The 16,899-nt window shown below is 55.9% G+C and carries 17 protein-coding genes; 9 read left to right on the top strand and 8 right to left on the bottom strand.

The features are described 5' to 3' along the window. Positions 1 to 75 precede the first annotated feature (75 nt). Positions 76 to 453, top strand: a complete 378-nt coding sequence (locus tag ACOTX3_RS02655; protein WP_029883828.1) for a zinc metalloprotease HtpX family protein — start codon at positions 76 to 78, stop codon at positions 451 to 453. A gap of 155 nt (positions 454 to 608) precedes the next feature. Continuing rightward, positions 609 to 1,250, top strand: a complete 642-nt coding sequence (pagP, locus tag ACOTX3_RS02660; RefSeq protein WP_072205120.1) for a lipid IV(A) palmitoyltransferase PagP — start codon at positions 609 to 611, stop codon at positions 1,248 to 1,250. 171 nt (positions 1,251 to 1,421) lie between these two features. Here pagP and ACOTX3_RS02665 read toward each other — a convergent pair whose 3' ends face one another. Next, positions 1,422 to 1,967 (bottom strand): YfaZ family outer membrane protein, encoded by a 546-nt coding sequence (locus ACOTX3_RS02665; protein WP_013098838.1) that lies wholly within the window; start codon positions 1,965 to 1,967, stop codon positions 1,422 to 1,424. 247 nt (positions 1,968 to 2,214) lie between these two features. Between ACOTX3_RS02665 and ACOTX3_RS02670 the strand changes: the two genes are divergently transcribed. From ACOTX3_RS02670 to ACOTX3_RS02680, 3 genes are all read left to right on the top strand, one after another. Continuing rightward, on the top strand, positions 2,215 to 2,472 hold the full coding sequence (locus ACOTX3_RS02670; protein ID WP_045902634.1) for a hypothetical protein: 258 nt from the start codon (positions 2,215 to 2,217) through the stop codon (positions 2,470 to 2,472). Positions 2,473 to 2,484: 12 nt separating this feature from the next. Continuing rightward, the gene (locus ACOTX3_RS02675) at positions 2,485 to 2,778 is read left to right on the top strand and encodes a hypothetical protein (protein WP_020689402.1); all 294 of its coding nucleotides are present in this window, start codon (positions 2,485 to 2,487) and stop codon (positions 2,776 to 2,778) included. A 108-nt stretch (positions 2,779 to 2,886) separates the two neighbouring features. After that, the gene (locus ACOTX3_RS02680; RefSeq protein ID WP_038985790.1) at positions 2,887 to 4,335 is read left to right on the top strand and encodes an alpha/beta hydrolase; all 1,449 of its coding nucleotides are present in this window, start codon (positions 2,887 to 2,889) and stop codon (positions 4,333 to 4,335) included. Positions 4,336 to 4,474: 139 nt separating this feature from the next. Here ACOTX3_RS02680 and lsrG read toward each other — a convergent pair whose 3' ends face one another. The 6 genes from lsrG to lsrA are packed head-to-tail and all read right to left on the bottom strand — an operon-like array spanning position 4,475 to position 10,160. After that, a complete protein-coding gene (gene lsrG / locus ACOTX3_RS02685) occupies positions 4,475 to 4,768 on the bottom strand; it encodes a (4S)-4-hydroxy-5-phosphonooxypentane-2,3-dione isomerase (protein ID WP_058678724.1) in 294 nt (97 codons plus the stop codon). After that, positions 4,765 to 5,652 (bottom strand): 3-hydroxy-5-phosphonooxypentane-2,4-dione thiolase, encoded by an 888-nt coding sequence (lsrF, locus tag ACOTX3_RS02690; protein ID WP_029883832.1) that lies wholly within the window; start codon positions 5,650 to 5,652, stop codon positions 4,765 to 4,767. Before lsrF ends, lsrG begins: the two co-directional genes overlap by 4 nt. 11 nt (positions 5,653 to 5,663) lie before the next feature. Further along, a complete protein-coding gene (gene lsrB / locus ACOTX3_RS02695) occupies positions 5,664 to 6,665 on the bottom strand; it encodes an autoinducer 2 ABC transporter substrate-binding protein LsrB (RefSeq protein ID WP_020689399.1) in 1,002 nt (333 codons plus the stop codon). A gap of 1 nt (position 6,666) precedes the next feature. Next, positions 6,667 to 7,644, bottom strand: a complete 978-nt coding sequence (lsrD, locus tag ACOTX3_RS02700) for an autoinducer 2 ABC transporter permease LsrD (protein WP_014833377.1) — start codon at positions 7,642 to 7,644, stop codon at positions 6,667 to 6,669. Beyond that, positions 7,645 to 8,676: an autoinducer 2 ABC transporter permease LsrC gene (gene lsrC / locus ACOTX3_RS02705; protein WP_013098849.1), complete on the bottom strand. Its 1,032-nt coding sequence runs from the start codon at positions 8,674 to 8,676 to the stop codon at positions 7,645 to 7,647. Then, entirely contained in the window at positions 8,673 to 10,160 is a 1,488-nt protein-coding gene (lsrA, locus tag ACOTX3_RS02710; RefSeq protein ID WP_013098850.1) for an autoinducer 2 ABC transporter ATP-binding protein LsrA, read from the bottom strand. The genes lsrC and lsrA overlap by 4 nt, the downstream gene beginning before the upstream one ends. 215 nt (positions 10,161 to 10,375) lie before the next feature. On the opposite strand from lsrA, the gene lsrR reads away from it, so the two are divergent. From lsrR to ACOTX3_RS02725, 3 genes are all read left to right on the top strand, one after another. Next, positions 10,376 to 11,344: a transcriptional regulator LsrR gene (gene lsrR / locus ACOTX3_RS02715; RefSeq protein WP_058661860.1), complete on the top strand. Its 969-nt coding sequence runs from the start codon at positions 10,376 to 10,378 to the stop codon at positions 11,342 to 11,344. A 35-nt stretch (positions 11,345 to 11,379) separates the two neighbouring features. Beyond that, the gene (gene lsrK, locus ACOTX3_RS02720) at positions 11,380 to 12,975 is read left to right on the top strand and encodes an autoinducer-2 kinase (protein ID WP_058651399.1); all 1,596 of its coding nucleotides are present in this window, start codon (positions 11,380 to 11,382) and stop codon (positions 12,973 to 12,975) included. Between the two features lie 178 nt (positions 12,976 to 13,153). Continuing rightward, a complete protein-coding gene (locus tag ACOTX3_RS02725; protein WP_421631599.1) occupies positions 13,154 to 15,175 on the top strand; it encodes an FAD-dependent oxidoreductase in 2,022 nt (673 codons plus the stop codon). Here ACOTX3_RS02725 and rlmG read toward each other — a convergent pair. Continuing rightward, positions 15,172 to 16,308: a 23S rRNA (guanine(1835)-N(2))-methyltransferase RlmG gene (rlmG, locus tag ACOTX3_RS02730; protein WP_013098854.1), complete on the bottom strand. Its 1,137-nt coding sequence runs from the start codon at positions 16,306 to 16,308 to the stop codon at positions 15,172 to 15,174. The two genes, ACOTX3_RS02725 and rlmG, sit on opposite strands and share 4 nt — an antisense overlap. 84 nt (positions 16,309 to 16,392) lie before the next feature. Between rlmG and ACOTX3_RS02735 the strand changes: the two genes are divergently transcribed. Further along, complete coding sequence (locus ACOTX3_RS02735) at positions 16,393 to 16,896, top strand: YgjP-like metallopeptidase domain-containing protein (protein WP_038985775.1); 504 nt, start codon at positions 16,393 to 16,395, stop codon at positions 16,894 to 16,896. Positions 16,897 to 16,899 lie beyond the last annotated feature (3 nt).

Below are 16,899 nucleotides of genomic sequence, written 5' to 3' on the forward strand. Positions count from 1 at the left end.
TGAAAATTTTTTGTGGCAGGTTTTTATCTTTTATTCATTCCATGTGACCATTTATATCCTTAAGAAGGCATCATTGTGACGACTCATCTATTACAATTTTGGAATATGGCAGCCACCCTGTTTTCTATATTCTTTTTTATTGCGTATCTGTTTGTTATTTTCCAGATCGTTACTGATTTATTCCGTGACAATACACTCAACGGCTTCTTTAAATCGCTTTGGATAATGCTGTTACTTTTCATCCCGCTGATCACCTCTGTTTTTTATCTCATTCTGAGAGGTAAGGGAATGGCCAAAAGACAACGTGCTTACAGACTGGATGCGAATGCCGCAGCACAATATAGTCTTTGTAAATCCCCAGCGGAACAAATATCAGACGCCAAAAAACTATTAGACCAGGACGTTATTAGCCAGGAGGAGTTCGAACTCCTTAAAAAGAAAGCCATAAATTAAATCACAATGACTAAGGATGGCGTAATATCCAACCTTAGTCATTTCGTTTTAGAAAATCAGTCATCTCTGGCGCTATTAACAATTCGTCTCATATTTTGTTAATGCGCTGGCCTATTTATTATTTTTAACTACTTTTATCCACTGGAGTGTTCGCAATGAAAAGCACTACCCCCTGTCAGCCCTGTAAGGAAAAAATCGACTTTATCGGCGGCTTTTATCATTTATTTTTGTTGATTTGCTCTGTTTTACTCTGGAGCGGGTTACTTCTTTTTGCCACACGTGCCTATGGCCAGACTCATGCTGATGAAAATGCAGCAAGCTGGGGCAGCAGGATTGTTTCCGATATTACGCAAACCTGGACAGATTATGATAGCCACGATATTTATCTTCCTTTTATCAGCTGGCATAACCGGTTCATGTACGATAAAGAAAAGACCGATCGCTATAATGAAATGCCCTGGGGTGCCGGTGTGGGTGTTTCTCGTCATCACAGCAATGGCAACTGGAGTGCACTGTATGGAATGGTGTTTAAAGACTCACATAATGAGTGGCAACCGGTCACCGGCTATGCATGGGAGAAAGGATGGCATCCAGGCCAACAAAAAGATTTCAGGTTGGGATTAGGGGTGACCGCCGGGATAACGGCGCGTAAAGATATGGGCAACTACATTCCCTTACCGATTATATTCCCGCTTTTTTCAGCGAGTTATAAAAATGTGAATGTCCAGTTCACCTATATTCCTGGCACCTATAATAACGGAAACGTACTCTTCGGGTGGTTACGTTACAACCTGTAGCAGGGCTCAGCCCTGCATTACACTCTCGGTCTTTTTACTATCAGCGCAGGAAAGGAAATGTTTTAAGAGAAGAAGGAAGAAGAGTCTCTGGATAAAAAGGAGGGTAAAGAAAAATGACTGGATTATATGCAACGACTCACCGCGAGCGTAGGGCTCGCGGTGAGTGTTTGTTTAGAATTGAAGCGCGGCGCCCAGGTAAGCACCATCAAGCAGCGTATGATTAGGCGTACCGGATTTACCATGAACGCTAATATGACGGTAACCCGCTTTGAGTTTCACCTCATCTCGTACCTGCCAGGCCAACCCAGCATCAACTTCAACATAGTTTTCGACGGCATTGTTCAGGCCACGTGGCGCGGTATAACCTTCACCATAGGCATACACCTCATCGCTGAAATGGACACGAACCCCGCCACCAATCGGTGCCGCAAATCCATTATCACCTTTCTTAGGCGCCATATAGATGGCCTTGGCACCTGCGTAAAGATCGGCTTTACCCAGAGACACCTGATAACCCAGGCCGACACCGCCAGAATTACGGCCATCATTATAATTGTTAGCCCAGTTTGCAGTATAAAAAATACCGGTCGGCTCAGGCGCAATTAGTGCATTTAACTCCGTATGTTGTGTACCTAACTGAGCGCCAATTTCAGCGGCGTTAGCACCAACAGAAAGAGTTGAAAGAATTGCCACTACTGTGAGTGTTTTTTTAAACATTTGTTATCACCTAATCTACATTAAAAAAAAGAAGTCAGAACCTTAAACAAGCTCTGTCTGGTGGCTTATTATAGGGGGCGATGTTATATGAAGTTCAAACAAACAAGAGATCCTCACTCACCATACTCTCATTCATTAATCATCGAGGTGACAGCTGCGTACGCTATAAAATGAAGTGTGTTTAAGTTCCATCTATCTTTTCGCACTAGAATGCCTATTTATTTTCACCGAAACCAGTGAGGAAACCATGTTCCCGGAAGAAAATATCAGACGTCCCAGAAAACCAAACTTTATCCGTTATCTTTTTCTGTTCAACCTTTTATTGCTGCCCCTTTTCATGATTGTGGCACGCCTGGTCTGGGGACAGGATTTCTTTTCTGTTTCTCCCAATGGCGCTTTGTTCTGGCCGGGTGCTGTCTCGCACGTTTTGTTGCTGGGCGGGGTTTGGTTGTTTTTAGATGTTCTGTTTATGATTTGGTTTTACCTTACCAACAAAAAAAACTGAGGAGCAACGCTTATGCTGTTATTTATTTCATGGCTTTTTGCATTAGTTGGCAGTGAATTACTGCTGTTACAGATCAATTCAGTAAGCATTATCATGCCTCTCTTATATTTATCTATGGGGATAATGTATTTATATCAAAAGAATAAAATAAGGAATATGTTATGGCTGGATGCAAACTTAAAAAAAACACGCATCCTCAACCTCAAGGTTCTGTTTGTGGCAGCGCTTAGTATTATGTTATCTATCGTCGCGCATATCAATTTCGCCATTAACTCCTTGCTTATCATGCAATGGTTAAAAGCATAGTTTATGCGATGTCCATATCTTTATTCTGTGCCCCCATCATCAACCACGCTGCGCTTTAAAACCTAAATACAGCAGATATCAGGTTGAATATCTATGTTTAGAGGATTTATGCGCAAGAAAAGTATTAGAGTGTTGAAGCGTTGTATTTTTATCCTTTTGGGCTTCACGCTTTGTGCAATGACAGGCTTGTTTTATTGGGTACAGCGTAGCGGCGAACTCCAGCCCTGGCATACTTTTGTCCCTAATGAATTACGCGAAAACGAGATCGATCGGGCCGACTGGGATGACTATATCAATGCTGAAAACGCCCTCTTCATGGAGGTGCATAACAATGTCGTTATGAAGCAAACCGATCAGGATACAACGAGTTTAAATCGTTATAACCCGTCAAGCCCGGTATTTCCGGACACCCTTCCCACAGACTGGAATCGATCCTATATCATGCGCCCACAGGCGGAACCGAGAGGGGCTGTCGTGTTACTGCACGGACTTACGGACTCCCCTTACAGCCTGCAGCATATTGCCCGGCTCTATCAAAAAGAAGGGTTTGTCGCCATCGGGATCCGTCTACCTGCCCATGGTACCGTACCCGGGGCATTAACGGATGTAAAATGGCAGGACTGGCTGGCAGCAACGCGTCTTGCGGTGCGCGAGGCAACAAAAATGACCCATGCGGATGCGCCGCTGCATATTGTTGGTTTTTCCAATGGTGGGGCGCTGGCCATGAAATATGCCATCGATGCACTTGATGATGAGAGCCTGAAGAAGCCACAACAAATTGTCCTGATTTCTCCCATGATAGGCATAAGCCGCTTTGCTCGGTTTTCGGGAATGGCCGAATGGACAGCCTTTCTCCCGGCCTTTTCTCGTGCGGCCTGGTTAGGTCTGGTACCAGAATTTAATCCTTTTAAATATAACTCTTTTCCCGTGAATGGTGCGCGGCAGGCTTATCTTCTGACTGAGACATTGAAACGGGACCTTACGCGACGCAAGTCATCGGCTGGCTGGAAAGACCTTCCTCATGTGCTTACGTTTCAGTCCGTTCTTGATTCCACAGTCAGTACCCGGGCAGTGCTGGACGTGCTCCATCACAATCTACCGGATAACGGTAGCGAGCTGGTGTTGTTTGATATTAATCGTGCGGTCAATTTTCGTGCACTGTTTCGCCACTCTTCGGATCGCGCGCTATCACACTTACTGGCAACACCACAGCGTACTTACACGACGACTATCGTCAAAAACGCCTCTTCAGAGAGTATGAACATGGTCGCTTCGACGCACTTAGCACACTCAACAACAGCAGACGTGCAGCCCCTTAATGTGCGCTATCCGAGAGATGTTTTTTCTCTATCTCATGTCGCCCTCCCGTTTCCTGTCCATGACTCTTTATATGGAAGTGAACCCTATGAACCGAATCACTATGGTCTGAGTCTGGGTGTTTTACGCGTCAGAGGGGAGCGAGCGGTACTGCTGGCAGATATGGACTCCTTAATGCGTATCACCTCGAATCCGTTCTACCCCTATCTGATTGAAAGGATTGCTGGCGTCATAAGATAAAAGAAGAGGCGTTTTTTAACGTCAGCTCATCGTTGGGGATAGATGAAATAAAAGACAACCGGCGCCAGAGTATAACATCCGTTATTCTTCGCCTCTTTCACCACTATCCCCATTGAATCGCTGGCTGCCGGTTAATTTGTCACTCCGGCAGCAGCCCCACAAAACTGCGTTTTTTGCGCGGCTCCGACATCAGCTCTTCGAGCTTATCCACGCAGGCCAGGTAGTGCGGCGTTTTTTTATGCGCCAGTACCGCCTCTTCGTCTTTATAGGCCTCGTAGATAAAGAACCGGGTTTTCACCCGGGGGTCCTGCAATACGTCAAAACGCAGGTTTCCCGGCTCCTGAATCGCGCCCTTGTGGTTGGCGCGAAACACCTCCAGAAACTCGTCCACCCGCTCGGGTTTGATGTTGATCTCCACTAACGTCACGTTCATTTCGCTTCTCCCTGTTTCTCTTCCTGCCAGAACTGGAACGCCTCCCGGGCGCTCATGTTCTCGTGAACCACTTTCTTCACCGCCTTCAGCATGGCGAGCGGCGCGCTGGACTGGAAGATGTTGCGCCCCATGTCCACGCCGGAGGCTCCCTGGTCAATCGCGCGCCAGCACATCTCCAGTGCCTCGTGCTCCGGCAGCTTTTTCCCCCCGGCGATGACGATCGGCACCGGGCAGCTGGCGGTCACTTTTTCGAATCCTTCATCCACATAGTAGGTTTTGACAAACTGCGCCCCCATTTCGGCGGCAATACGGCTGGCGAGCGAGAAGTAACGCGCATCGCGCGCCATCTCCTTGCCGACGCCCGTCACCGCCAGCACGGGCATCCCGTAGCGTGCCCCCGCATCCACCAGCTTGATGATGTTATTGATCGACTGATGCTCGAATTCACTGCCAATGTACACCTGCGCCGCCACCGCACAGACGTTCAGGCGCAGCGCGTCTTCCATTGCCACTGCCACGCACTCGTTCGACAGCTCGCCCAGAATTGAGTTACCGCCGGAGGCGCGCAGGACCACCGGTTTATTGGTGGCGGCCGGTACGGTGCTACGCAAAATACCGCGGGTACACATCAACACGTCGGTTTCGGCGAACAGCGGCGCGATAGAGAGATCGATACGCTCAAGACCGGTGGTCGGCCCCTGGAAGTAACCGTGGTCAAAGGCCAGCATCACCGTGCGGTTGCTTTTTGGGTTGAAGATGCGCGAAAGCCGGGACTGCATGCCCCAGTCCAGCGAGCCACAGCCCTTCAGGGTGAACGGTACATTTTGCTGCGGTGTACCGATGCCAAAATCCTTACCGTCTTTGATGTCGTCTAAATCAGCCATTTGCTCCCCCGTCAGAAATCGTATTTGTTGATGTTCTCTTTGGTGAACACCACGCGCTCTGGCAGCAGCACGATGCCGTTGCCTTTTGCTTCATACTGGTAGCCCTGGACGCTGTTCGGCTCGACCTTCAGCGTACCGATATCTTTTACCTCCACGCTGTCGCCGACGTTAAGATCGCCTTTTTTCAACAAACGATCGGCGACATTGACCGCAATTTTGCCCTGTTGCACCACATCCCACAGGCCGAAGGCTTTAACCGTGCCGCGCTCGACGTACGGACGCATGACGTTAGGCGTACTGAATCCGACAATAGCCACCCCTTCCCGCTTCAGGTTTTCCGCCGCCTGCGCCGCGGCAGGCAGAGCGTTGGCATCCGGGGCGATGATCGCATCCAGATCCGGGTACGCTTTTAAGATCCCTTCGGCGGTTTGCAGGGATTTGGTGGCGTCGTTATAGCCAAACTGGGTGGTCACAATCTGCCACTGGGGATGATCTTTTTCGATTTTGGCCTTCGCCTCTTTCACCCACTGGTTCTGGTCGGTGACGGTCGGGCTGGAGTAGAAGAACGCCACTTTGGCATTCGGTTTTGTCACCTGCTTCCCGGCCATCTCCACCAGCAGGCCACCGAGCTGCTCCGGGGTACCCTGGTTGATGTAAATGCTGCGGCACTCCGGTTTGGTGTCGGAATCCCAGGTCAGCACTTTGACGCCGCGCTGCATGGCGCGCTTCAGCGCCGGGCAGAGGCCATCCGGCGACACGGCGGAGACGATAATGGCGTTATAGCCCTGGTTGACGAAATTATTGATGAGCTGCACCTGGCCGGAGACGCTCGGCTCGGTGGGGCCGTCGTAGGTGACGTCCACGCCGAGGTCTTTCCCCGCCTCTTTCGCGCCATTGCCGCCGCTGGTGAAGAAGCCCACCCCCACCAGCTTCGGGATAAAGGCGATGCGGTCCGCCGCCTGCGCCGAGGCGAAGCTGAGGGCCATTGCCAGGACTATCAGTTTTGTTTTCATCTTACGCTCCGGATAGTTTTCTAAAGAGAGAACGCACCCATTCACGGTGCAGACTCAGCGAACGTCCCATCACCACCACAACCAACAGCGCCCCTGACAGCGCGCTCGACACCTGGTTGGGGATGCCGACCATCTGTAACCCCTGCTGCAGGTACCCCACCAGCAGCGCTGCCAGTGCCGTACCGATAACCGAACCTGACCCGCCATAAATATTCGCCCCGCCGAGTACGGCAGCGGTGAGGGCTGGCATCAGCAGATCGCGCCCCAGATCCGAGCGCGCGGAACCGAAATAGGAGACCATCACCAGGGCGGCAATGGCCGAGGCGACGCCCACCAGGCCATACAGCGCGTAGGGCATGCCGTTAACCGACAGCGCCGCATAGCGCGCGGCGCGCGGGTTCTGGCCGATTAAGAACAGATGACGCCCAAAGCGCCCGCGGTGGGTAATCAGCCAGAAGAAGAGCGTAATGAGCGCAAACAGCACCAGCGGAATGGGCAGACCTGACACGGTCAGGTTAGCGAACGCGGTAAAGCTGTCCGGGAAGCCGCCGATGCCCTCATAGCCCGTCGCGCCCGCCATGCCGGAGAGCAGCAGCGCCCCGCCGCCGTAGAGGTAGAGCGTGCCGAGAGTGATAACTAAAGGGCTGATACCCGTGTAGTGGATCAGCGCCGCATTCACCAGCCCGCACAGCAGGCCCAGCAGCAGTGTCAGAGGAATGGCGACCGCCATCGGCCAGCCCGATTGCATCATCACCCCCAGCGCAATGGCGCACAGGCCAATGGTTGAACCGAGGGAGATATCGATCCCGCCGCTGATAATCACCAGCGTCAGCGGCAGCGCCACAATGCCGATGCAGATAAAATCGCTGGTGCTGAACAGCAGCATGTTGATGTCGAGCATCCGCGGGTTGATGGCGCCAAAGAGCAGGATCTCCAGCACCAGTAAGATCAGCAGCGCGCTTTCCCAGTTAAGCTTCATTTACGCCACCTCTTTTTTGCGTTTGGGAAATGGGGTGACGTGCTTTCCCCCTCTGTTACCCGGCTGGAAGCGACCGTATTTCAGCGCCCGCTGATGACGCGCCAGCGCCTGGCGCAGACGCCCGTCGAGCACCAGCACGCCCAGTAGCACCAGCCCGGCGATAAAGTCATTCCACCACGCCGGGAGCTTAAACAGCACCAGTACGGTGTCGATTTGCGTCAGGAAAAAGGCCCCAAGCAGTGCGCCAATCAGCGTGCCCGTCCCGCCCAGCAGCGAAATGCCGCCGAGCACACAGGCGGCGATGGCTTTCATCTCCAGCCCGCTCCCGGTCTGGTTTGGCACAAAGCCAATCTGCGCGGCAAAGACAATCCCGGCGCAGGCCGCCAGCATGCCGTTGAGAGTAAAGGCGATCATCCGCGTGCGGTTAACCGCCACGCCCAGCTGGCGCGCGGCGGCAAGGTTATCACCCACAGCATAGAAATCGCGTCCAAACGCGGTACGCGAGAGCGTCCACGCGCCGACGGCGGCCAAAAACAGCACCACCATGCCGAGCGGCGAAATGCCCACGGCTACGGGTTCAGAGAGGGATTTCAGCCCCGGCGGTAACCCTTCAATCCACTTTCCACCGGTCCAGAGCAGCATCGCCCCGCGATACAGCCCCAGCGTGCCGAGGGTGGCGACAATCGCCGGGATGCGCAGCGCCACCACCAGAAACCCGTTGAACGCCCCTGCCAGCGCGCCGACAGACAGCGCGAACAGCATCGATACCGGCAGGCTGTAGCCATTGTTCAGCGCCACGCCGACGGCGATGGCGGAGAGCCCCACGGTGGAGCCCACGGAGACGTCAATATTGCGGGTCAGCATCACCAGCGCGGCGCCAAGCGCCAGCAGGATCAGGATTTGCGCGCTGGCGAAGATCATCCCCAGCGTCTGAAGGCTCAGGTACGCCGGATTAAGCGCCACCAGCACGGCAAACAGCGCCAGAATGGCGAGAAACGCGCTCAGCTCGCGGTTTTTCAGTAACGTCTTCATGATTGTCCTCCGAACGCCAGCGCCATCATCCGATCGAGGCTGACGGCATGGCGCGGCAACTCGCCGCTGAGCACGCCCTGATGCATGACCAGCACGCGATCGGCAAGGCCAGGAAACTCATCGAGATCGCTTGAGATCATCAGCACTGCCACGTTCTGCGCGGCCACGCTTTTGATGAGCTGGTAGATATCGGCACGTGCCGACACGTCCACGCCGCGCGTCGGTTCATCGACGATCAGCAGTAACGGGTTGGCTTCCAGACAGCGGGCCAGCAGCACTTTCTGCTGATTCCCGCCGGAGAGGGTGCGCACGGTTTGATCCGCATGGTTGAGTTTGATCCCCAGCGCGCGGTGGTAACGCTCCACCACCGCGGACTCCCGCTTGCGCTGCTGCCAGAGAGACGGCTCGTTCAGCGCCACGGTGTTCCAGCGGATGGGTGCATCCAGGAACAGGCCGGACACCTGCCTGTCTTCCGGCAGATAAACCAGGCCTTTGTCCAGCCGGGCGCCCACGCTCTCGTGAGTGATCTCCTGATTCTCCAGCCAGACCCGTCCGCCACGCACCGGACGCAGGCCGTAGAGCGTCTCGGCAAATTCGGTGCGCCCGGATCCGACCAGCCCGGCCAGACCGACGATCTCGCCAGCGTAGATCTCAAGCGAGAGATCGATAAACCCCTCCCCGGTAAGATCGTCCACGCGCAATACCGGAAAATCCTGCGGCTGGGTGCGACGGTTTCCCGGCAGCGCCAGCCACAGTTTTTGCGCATCGCTTAAGCCTTTCTCCCGGCTCACCGGCGTCATGGCGGCAATCAGCGCGTTATCGTCGAACTGCGCGGTTTCCCCGCTGAGCACTACGGCACCGTCGCGCATCACCGAGACGTGGCTTGCCAGCTGGCGGATCTCCGGCAATTTATGCGAGATAAAGACGATGCCGACGCCCAGATCCTGCAGGGCGCGGATCTGGCGAAACAGACGTTCGGTTTCACCCGGCGTAAGGGAGGCCGTGGGCTCGTCGAGGATCAGGATCGTTGCGTTACGCATCAGACCGCGCAGGATCTCCACCATCTGCTGATCCGCCACTTCCAGCGTGCTGGCGGTGGCATCGAGATTTAGCTGGCACTGCAGCTGCTGCAGCTTCTCCGTCAGCCGATTCTCTCTTTCCCGTTCACGCGGCAGGCGGAAAAGGATGTTTTCCCGCACCGTCAGATTGGGGAACAGGAGCGGTTCCTGAGGCACCAGATAGATACCTAACTTATGGGCCTGCACGGGCGTGAGCCGCGCATATGAATGACCTGCTACGGAAAGTTCACCGCTGTCCGGCGTCTCCACCCCGGCGATGATCTTCATCAGCGTCGATTTACCCGCGCCGTTCCCGCCCATCAGCGCATGCACCTGGCCCGCAAGCAGCGTGAAATCAATGCCTTTCAAAACCGGCACCCCGGAAAACTGCTTGCAGATGGCTCGTGCTTCGATAAGTGGGGTCATCATCGCTCCGCTATTGAACAAATGATTTTTAGATTTAATAATGTTCAAAAGCGTAGACGGTGAACTATATTTACAACCGTGCAGGGATCACAGTTTTATCGATTAAGATCCATCTAAGAAAGAAACTATCTAAATGATCCGTTTTGCCGCGTGGCTCACACTTTCGACCTGCGCCGTCACGAACATATGATCTAAATTTTTATAAGAGTTCAATTATGAGCGATAAACGCACTGCGGAAGAAGGTCGGTTTGCCGGGCTGGCACTGGCGGAAGAGGAACTGGTTGCCCGCGTGGCCTGGTGTTACTACCACGACGGATTGACGCAAAATGACATTGGCGAACGGCTCGGCCTGCCGCGCCTGAAGATCTCTCGCCTGCTGGAGAAAGGTCGCCAGTCCGGGGTGATCCGCGTGCAGATCAACTCCCGCTATGAGGGCTGTCTGGCACTGGAAACCGAACTGCAGCAGCGCTTTGGGCTAAAGCTGGTGCGCGTGCTGCCAGCACTGAATACCCCACCAATGAACGTGCGGTTAGGCATTGGTGCCGCGCAGTCGTTAATGGGCGTGCTGGAACCCGGCCAGCTGTTAGCGGTGGGATTTGGTGAAACCACCATGAGCAGCCTGCAGCATCTGAGCGGCTTTATCAGCTCGCAGCAGATCCGTCTGGTGACCCTTTCCGGCGGCGTGGGGCCCTATATGACCGGTATCGGCCAGTTGGACGCGGCATGCAGCGTCAGCATGATCCCCGCCCCGCTTCGCGTCTCCTCCGCCGAGGTGGCCGGGATCTTAAAACGTGAAACCAGCGTGCGGGACGTGATCCTCGCCGCAACGGCGGCCGACGTGGCAGTGGTCGGGATTGGGTCCGTGAACCAGCGTCGTGATGCAACGATATTGCGCTCAGGCTACATCAGCGAAGGTGAACAGCTGATGTATGCCCGTAAAGGGGCCGTCGGCGACATTCTCGGTTATTTCCTCACTGCCGAAGGAGAGTGCGTTGAGGAGCTGGAGATCCACAAAGAACTGCTGGGCGTCACGCTTGATGAACTGGCGCAGTTACCTACCATCGTCGGCGTGGCCGGCGGTGTTGAGAAAGCCGATGCGATTTACGCCGCACTGAAAGGTCGCCGTATCAATGGCCTGGTGACGGAAGAGACAACAGCCCGCGCGGTGCTGGCCCTGGCGTAACGGGGTAAGCCCTGCGCTAACAACGAGGCAAACTCATGAGTTACCTTTTAGCGTTAGATGCAGGGACAGGCAGCGTGCGTGCCGTTATTTTCGATCTGCAGGGCAACCAGGTTGCCGTGGGTCAGGCCGAGTGGCAGCACCTGAGCGTGGAAAATGTGCCGGGCTCGATGGAGTTCGACCTCAATACCAACTGGCGGCTTACCTGCCAGTGCATCCACCAGGCGCTGGATCGCGCGCACCTGAGCGCGGCGGATATCCAGTCCGTCGCCTGTTGCTCCATGCGCGAAGGGATCGTGCTGTATGACCGCAACGGTGAGGCCATCTGGGCCTGCGCCAACGTCGACGCCCGCGCCAGCCGCGAGGTGGCCGAACTCAAAGAGATCCACGACAACCAGTTTGAATCCGAAGTGTACGACGTTTCCGGCCAGACCCTGGCCCTGAGCGCCATGCCGCGTCTGCTGTGGCTGGCGCACCATCGCCCGGATATCTATCGCAAGGCTGCCACTATTACCATGATCAGCGACTGGCTGGCGGCGAAGCTCTCCGGCGAGCTGGCGGTCGATCCATCAAATGCGGGCACTACGGGGATGCTGGATCTCTTCTCCCGCGACTGGCGGCCAGCGCTGCTGGATATGGCCGGGCTGCGCGCCGATATCCTCTCTCCGGTGAAAGAGACCGGCACCGTGCTGGGCGCTATCACCCATGATGCCGCACAGCAGAGCGGCCTGCGTGAAGGCACCCCTGTGGTGATGGGCGGAGGCGACGTACAGCTGGGCTGTCTGGGGCTGGGCGTGGTCCGCGCCGGGCAAACGGCGGTGCTGGGTGGTACCTTCTGGCAGCAGGTGGTCAATCTGCCGCAGGTGCGCACCGATCCTGAGATGAATATTCGCGTGAACCCACACGTCATCCCCGGTATGGCGCAGGCGGAGTCGATCAGCTTCTTCACCGGCCTGACCATGCGCTGGTTCCGCGACGCCTTCTGCGCGGAAGAGAAGCTGATCGCCGAACGTATGGGGATGGACACCTATTCCCTGCTCGAAGAGATGGCGAGCCGGGTGCCCGCGGGTTCGCATGGCGTGATGCCCATCTTCTCCGACGCGATGCATTTTAAGCAGTGGTACCACGCCGCCCCGTCGTTTATTAACCTCTCCATCGACCCGGAAAAGTGCAACAAAGCGACGCTGTTCCGCGCGCTGGAAGAGAACGCGGCGATTGTCTCGGCCTGCAACCTGGCGCAGATCTCACGTTTCTCCGGCGTTAACTTCGAGAGCCTGGTGTTTGCCGGAGGCGGTTCGAAGGGGGCGCTATGGAGCCAGATTTTAAGTGACGTCACCGGTTTGCCGGTGCGCGTACCGGAAGTGAAAGAGGCGACGGCGCTGGGCTGCGCCATTGCCGCCGGAGCCGGGGCAGGACTGTTTGCGGATATGGCCACTACCGGCGAGCGGCTGGTGAAATGGAGCCGCGAGTTTACCCCGAACCCGCAGCACCGGGCGCTGTACGATGGCATGATGCAGAAGTGGCAGGCGGTGTACGCCGACCAGCTCGGACTGGTGGACAGCGGGCTGACGACCTCGATGTGGCAGGCACCTGGGCTGGTGCGAGCATCCCCCTCACCCCGCCCCTCTCCCTAAGGGAGAGGGAGATTAAGTCCCCTCTCCCTGTGGGAGAGGGTTAGGGTGAGGGCATCAGGCCACACCAATATTTGAATCCCATCACAATCACTGCATTCCCCTTTTCCCTTTTACTTCGTGCTGGCTAAATTAGTAACTCATCCGACCACATAACAATAATTTTACACTGGAAGAGACTATGAGCCGCTACCCGTCGCTATTCGCCCCCCTCGATCTGGGGTTCACAACGCTCAAAAACCGCGTGTTGATGGGCTCAATGCATACCGGGCTGGAGGAGCATCCGGACGGGGCCGAGCGTCTGGCGGCCTTTTATGCCGAACGCGCGCGCCACGGGGTGGCGCTGATTGTCACCGGGGGGGTGGCTCCCGCGCCATCAGGCGTGGGGATGGAAGGCGGAGCGGTGCTTAACGATGCGTCACAGCTGCCGCACCATCGCATTGTGACCGATGCCGTTCACAAAGAAGGCGGTAAAATCGCCCTGCAGATCCTGCATACCGGGCGTTATAGCTATCAGCCCAATCTGGTGGCACCGTCGGCCATTCAGGCACCGATTAACCGCTTCAAGCCGCATGCCCTCAGCCACGATGAAGTGCTGGCGCTGATTGACGACTTCGCCCGCTGTGCGGCGCTGGCGCGTGAAGCGGGCTATGACGGCGTCGAGGTAATGGGCTCCGAGGGCTATCTGATTAACGAATTCCTCGCCGCCCGCACTAACCAGCGTGACGACGAATGGGGTGGCGATTATGCGCGACGTATGCGCTTTGCCGTCGAAGTGGTACGCGCCGTGCGCGAACGTGCGGGCGCTGACTTTATTATCATCTTCCGCCTGTCGATGCTGGATCTGGTGGAAGGCGGCGGAACGTTTGACGAGACCGTCCAGCTGGCGCAGGCGATTGAAGCCGCCGGTGCCACCCTCATCAATACCGGGATTGGCTGGCACGAGGCGCGCATCCCGACTATCGCCACGCCGGTACCGCACGCGGCATTCACGTGGGTTACGCGCAAGCTGAAAGGCAAAGTGTCTGTTCCGCTGGTGACCACTAACCGTATTAACGATCCGCAGGTGGCGGATGATGTCATCTCACGCGGCGATGCCGATATGGTGTCGATGGCGCGTCCGTTCCTGGCAGATGCAGAACTGCTTTCCAAAGCGCAAAGCGGGCGTGCGGATGAGATCAACACCTGCATCGGCTGTAATCAGGCCTGTCTGGATCAGATCTTCGTCGGGAAAGTGACCTCCTGCCTGGTTAACCCCCGCGCCTGCCATGAAACCAAAATGCCGGTGCTCCCGGTAGACAAATCAAAACGCCTGGCGGTTGTTGGGGCGGGCCCCGCGGGGCTGGCGTTTGCGGTAAATGCGGCGTCGCGCGGGCACAGCGTGACGCTGTTCGATGCCGCAGGCGAAATTGGCGGGCAGTTTAATATTGCCAAACAGATCCCCGGCAAAGAGGAGTTCTATGAAACGCTGCGCTACTACCGCCGGATGATCGAGCTCACGGGTGTGGATCTGCGGCTCAACCAGTGGGTAAGTGCGCCAGATCTGCTGGATTACGACGAGGTGATCCTGGCAAGCGGGATCGCCCCGCGCACGCCTGCGATCGAGGGTATCGATCATCCTAAGGTGCTGAGCTATCTCGATGTGCTGCGCGATAAAGCGCCGGTTGGGGAAAACGTGGCCATTATCGGCTGCGGTGGGATCGGCTTTGATACCGCCATGTATTTAAGCCAGCCGGGCGAGGCCACCAGCCAGAACATTGCCGAATTTTGCGTGGAATGGGGCATCGACACCAGCCTGAGCCAGTCCGGCGGCCTGCGTCCGGAAGGGCCACAGCTGCCGAAAAGCCCACGGCAGATCGTCATGCTGCAGCGCAAAGCAAGTAAGCCGGGTGAAGGACTGGGGAAAACAACCGGCTGGATCCACCGCGCCACCCTGCTTTCGCGCGGCGTGAAGATGATCCCGGCGGTGAGCTATCAGAAGATCGACGACGACGGCCTGCACGTCACGATCGGCGGTGAGCCACAGCTGCTGCGCGTGGATCATGTGATTTTATGTGCCGGGCAGGAGCCAAAGCGCGATCTGGCGGATCCGCTGCGTGAGGCAGGTAAAACGGTGCATTTGATCGGCGGATGCGATGTGGCAATGGAGCTGGATGCGCGGCGGGCCATTGCGCAGGGCACCCAGCTTGCACTGGTTATTTAGCGACGACGTCCCAGCTTCACCGCTTTCAACACCACGAACTTGTTGTTGGTGGCGATGGTGACGCAGTTACCGAAAATCTTCTTCAGCTTGTGGAAGTAGTCCAGGTGACGGTTCGCCACAATATACAGCTCGCCGTTGATTTTCAGGCAGCGGCGCGCATGGTGGAACATCTCCCACGCGACGTTATCCGTCAGGGCGTGCTTCTGGTGGAACGGTGGGTTGCAGAACACGGCGTTGAAGCGGAAAGGCTCTACGCCGGACAGCGCGTTATTAATCATAAACTCACAGCGATCCAGCGCCTCTGGCATGTTGGTTTCCACGTTCAGACGGCTCGAGGCTACCGCCATTGGCGATTCGTCGCTGAAGACCACGCTGGCTTGTGGGTTCTTTGCCAGCAGCGTCAGGCCAATCACGCCGTTACCGCAGCCGAGATCCACAATCTCCCCTTCCAGATTTTCCGGCAGATGTTCAATAAAGAAACGTGCGCCGATATCAAGGCCGGTACGTGAGAAGACGTTCGCGTGATTGTGGATGGTCCAGTCGGTGCCTTCCATCTTCCAGCTCAGCGTCTCTGGCGCGTCAGCCAGTTCCGGCGCGCTGAAGGTACAGTTGATCAGGCGCGCTTTTTTCCAGGCCAGCGTCGTGGTGGTCGGGCCCAGCACTTTCTCGAACAGCTCCAGCGTTGAGGTATGAATATCACGCGCCTTCGCGCCCGCGATGATGCGCGTCTCTGGCGTGACGACTTTCCGTAATGCACGCAGTTGCTGCTCCAGCAACGCCATGGTTTTTGGCACTTTGATCAGCACCACGCCCGGCGCCTGCGGGTAGTCTGCGGTGCTGTCGAGGAACTTCACGCTGGATTCATCGAGATCGTTGTGACGCAGGTTTTCACGCGTCGCCAGCTCGCTTAAGTATGAATCGCCAATGCTATAAGGCGTGTGCGCCGCCAGGGCGCAGCCCAGCGCTCCGAAGGCATCATTCAGGATCAGAACCGGGCCGCGAATTTCAGTGTCATCCAACTGTTGCAGCAGATATTCATCCGCCGCTTCCCACGCCTGAAGCGGGTTAACGTCGTCCGTCTCCGGGAAACGTTTAAGGTTGAGTGAACGGAAACCGTTGTCTAAGTGGCTCATCGGCCCTCCTGAATGGTAAAATTTGGCGTTATCCCTGAAAAGGGTGCGTGAGTATACCCGTTTTCAACTTATTTTGGGGTTTTGATGAACCAGCTGACTTATCTCCAGGGCTACCCGGAGCATTTGCTCTCCCAGGTACGCACGTTAATTGCCGAGCAAAAACTGGGGACGGTGCTGGAAAAACGCTATCCCGGCACGCACGATGTCGCGACCGATAAGGCCCTCTGGCAGTATACGCAGGATCTCAAAAACCGGTATCTGAAGAGTGCACCACCCATCAATAAAGTGATGTACGACAACAAGATCCACGTGCTGAAAAACGCGCTCGGCCTGCATACGGCCATTTCACGCGTCCAGGGCGGTAAGCTAAAAGCAAAAGCCGAGATCCGCGTCGCCACCGTCTTTCGCAACGCACCGGAAGCCTTTCTGCGGATGATCGTGGTGCACGAGCTGGCGCACCTGAAGGAAAAAGAGCATGACAAGGCGTTCTATTCCCTGTGCTGCCATATGGAGCCACAGTACCATCAGCTGGAGTTTGATACCCGTTTGTGGCTTACGCATTTATCGTTAAAGAGTAATGCGCAGTAGCGC

This window comes from Enterobacter cloacae complex sp. IR5384, assembly GCF_049237265.1.
In the GTDB taxonomy this organism is placed as follows: domain Bacteria; phylum Pseudomonadota; class Gammaproteobacteria; order Enterobacterales; family Enterobacteriaceae; genus Enterobacter; species Enterobacter cloacae.

Excerpts from the sequence above, each read along its gene's own strand:
- pagP (WP_072205120.1), top strand. The coding sequence starts at position 609 with ATGAAAAGCACTACCCCCTGTCAGCCCTGTAAGGAAAAAATCGACTTT.
- ACOTX3_RS02665 (WP_013098838.1), bottom strand. The coding sequence starts at position 1,967 with ATGTTTAAAAAAACACTCACAGTAGTGGCAATTCTTTCAACTCTTTCT.
- ACOTX3_RS02670 (WP_045902634.1), top strand. The coding sequence starts at position 2,215 with ATGTTCCCGGAAGAAAATATCAGACGTCCCAGAAAACCAAACTTTATC.
- ACOTX3_RS02675 (WP_020689402.1), top strand. The coding sequence starts at position 2,485 with ATGCTGTTATTTATTTCATGGCTTTTTGCATTAGTTGGCAGTGAATTA.
- ACOTX3_RS02680 (WP_038985790.1), top strand. The coding sequence starts at position 2,887 with ATGCGCAAGAAAAGTATTAGAGTGTTGAAGCGTTGTATTTTTATCCTT.
- lsrG (WP_058678724.1), bottom strand. The coding sequence starts at position 4,768 with ATGAACGTGACGTTAGTGGAGATCAACATCAAACCCGAGCGGGTGGAC.
- lsrF (WP_029883832.1), bottom strand. The coding sequence starts at position 5,652 with ATGGCTGATTTAGACGACATCAAAGACGGTAAGGATTTTGGCATCGGT.
- lsrB (WP_020689399.1), bottom strand. The coding sequence starts at position 6,665 with ATGAAAACAAAACTGATAGTCCTGGCAATGGCCCTCAGCTTCGCCTCG.
- lsrD (WP_014833377.1), bottom strand. The coding sequence starts at position 7,644 with ATGAAGCTTAACTGGGAAAGCGCGCTGCTGATCTTACTGGTGCTGGAG.
- lsrC (WP_013098849.1), bottom strand. The coding sequence starts at position 8,676 with ATGAAGACGTTACTGAAAAACCGCGAGCTGAGCGCGTTTCTCGCCATT.
- lsrA (WP_013098850.1), bottom strand. The coding sequence starts at position 10,160 with ATGACCCCACTTATCGAAGCACGAGCCATCTGCAAGCAGTTTTCCGGG.
- lsrR (WP_058661860.1), top strand. The coding sequence starts at position 10,376 with ATGAGCGATAAACGCACTGCGGAAGAAGGTCGGTTTGCCGGGCTGGCA.
- lsrK (WP_058651399.1), top strand. The coding sequence starts at position 11,380 with ATGAGTTACCTTTTAGCGTTAGATGCAGGGACAGGCAGCGTGCGTGCC.
- ACOTX3_RS02725 (WP_421631599.1), top strand. The coding sequence starts at position 13,154 with ATGAGCCGCTACCCGTCGCTATTCGCCCCCCTCGATCTGGGGTTCACA.
- rlmG (WP_013098854.1), bottom strand. The coding sequence starts at position 16,308 with ATGAGCCACTTAGACAACGGTTTCCGTTCACTCAACCTTAAACGTTTC.
- ACOTX3_RS02735 (WP_038985775.1), top strand. The coding sequence starts at position 16,393 with ATGAACCAGCTGACTTATCTCCAGGGCTACCCGGAGCATTTGCTCTCC.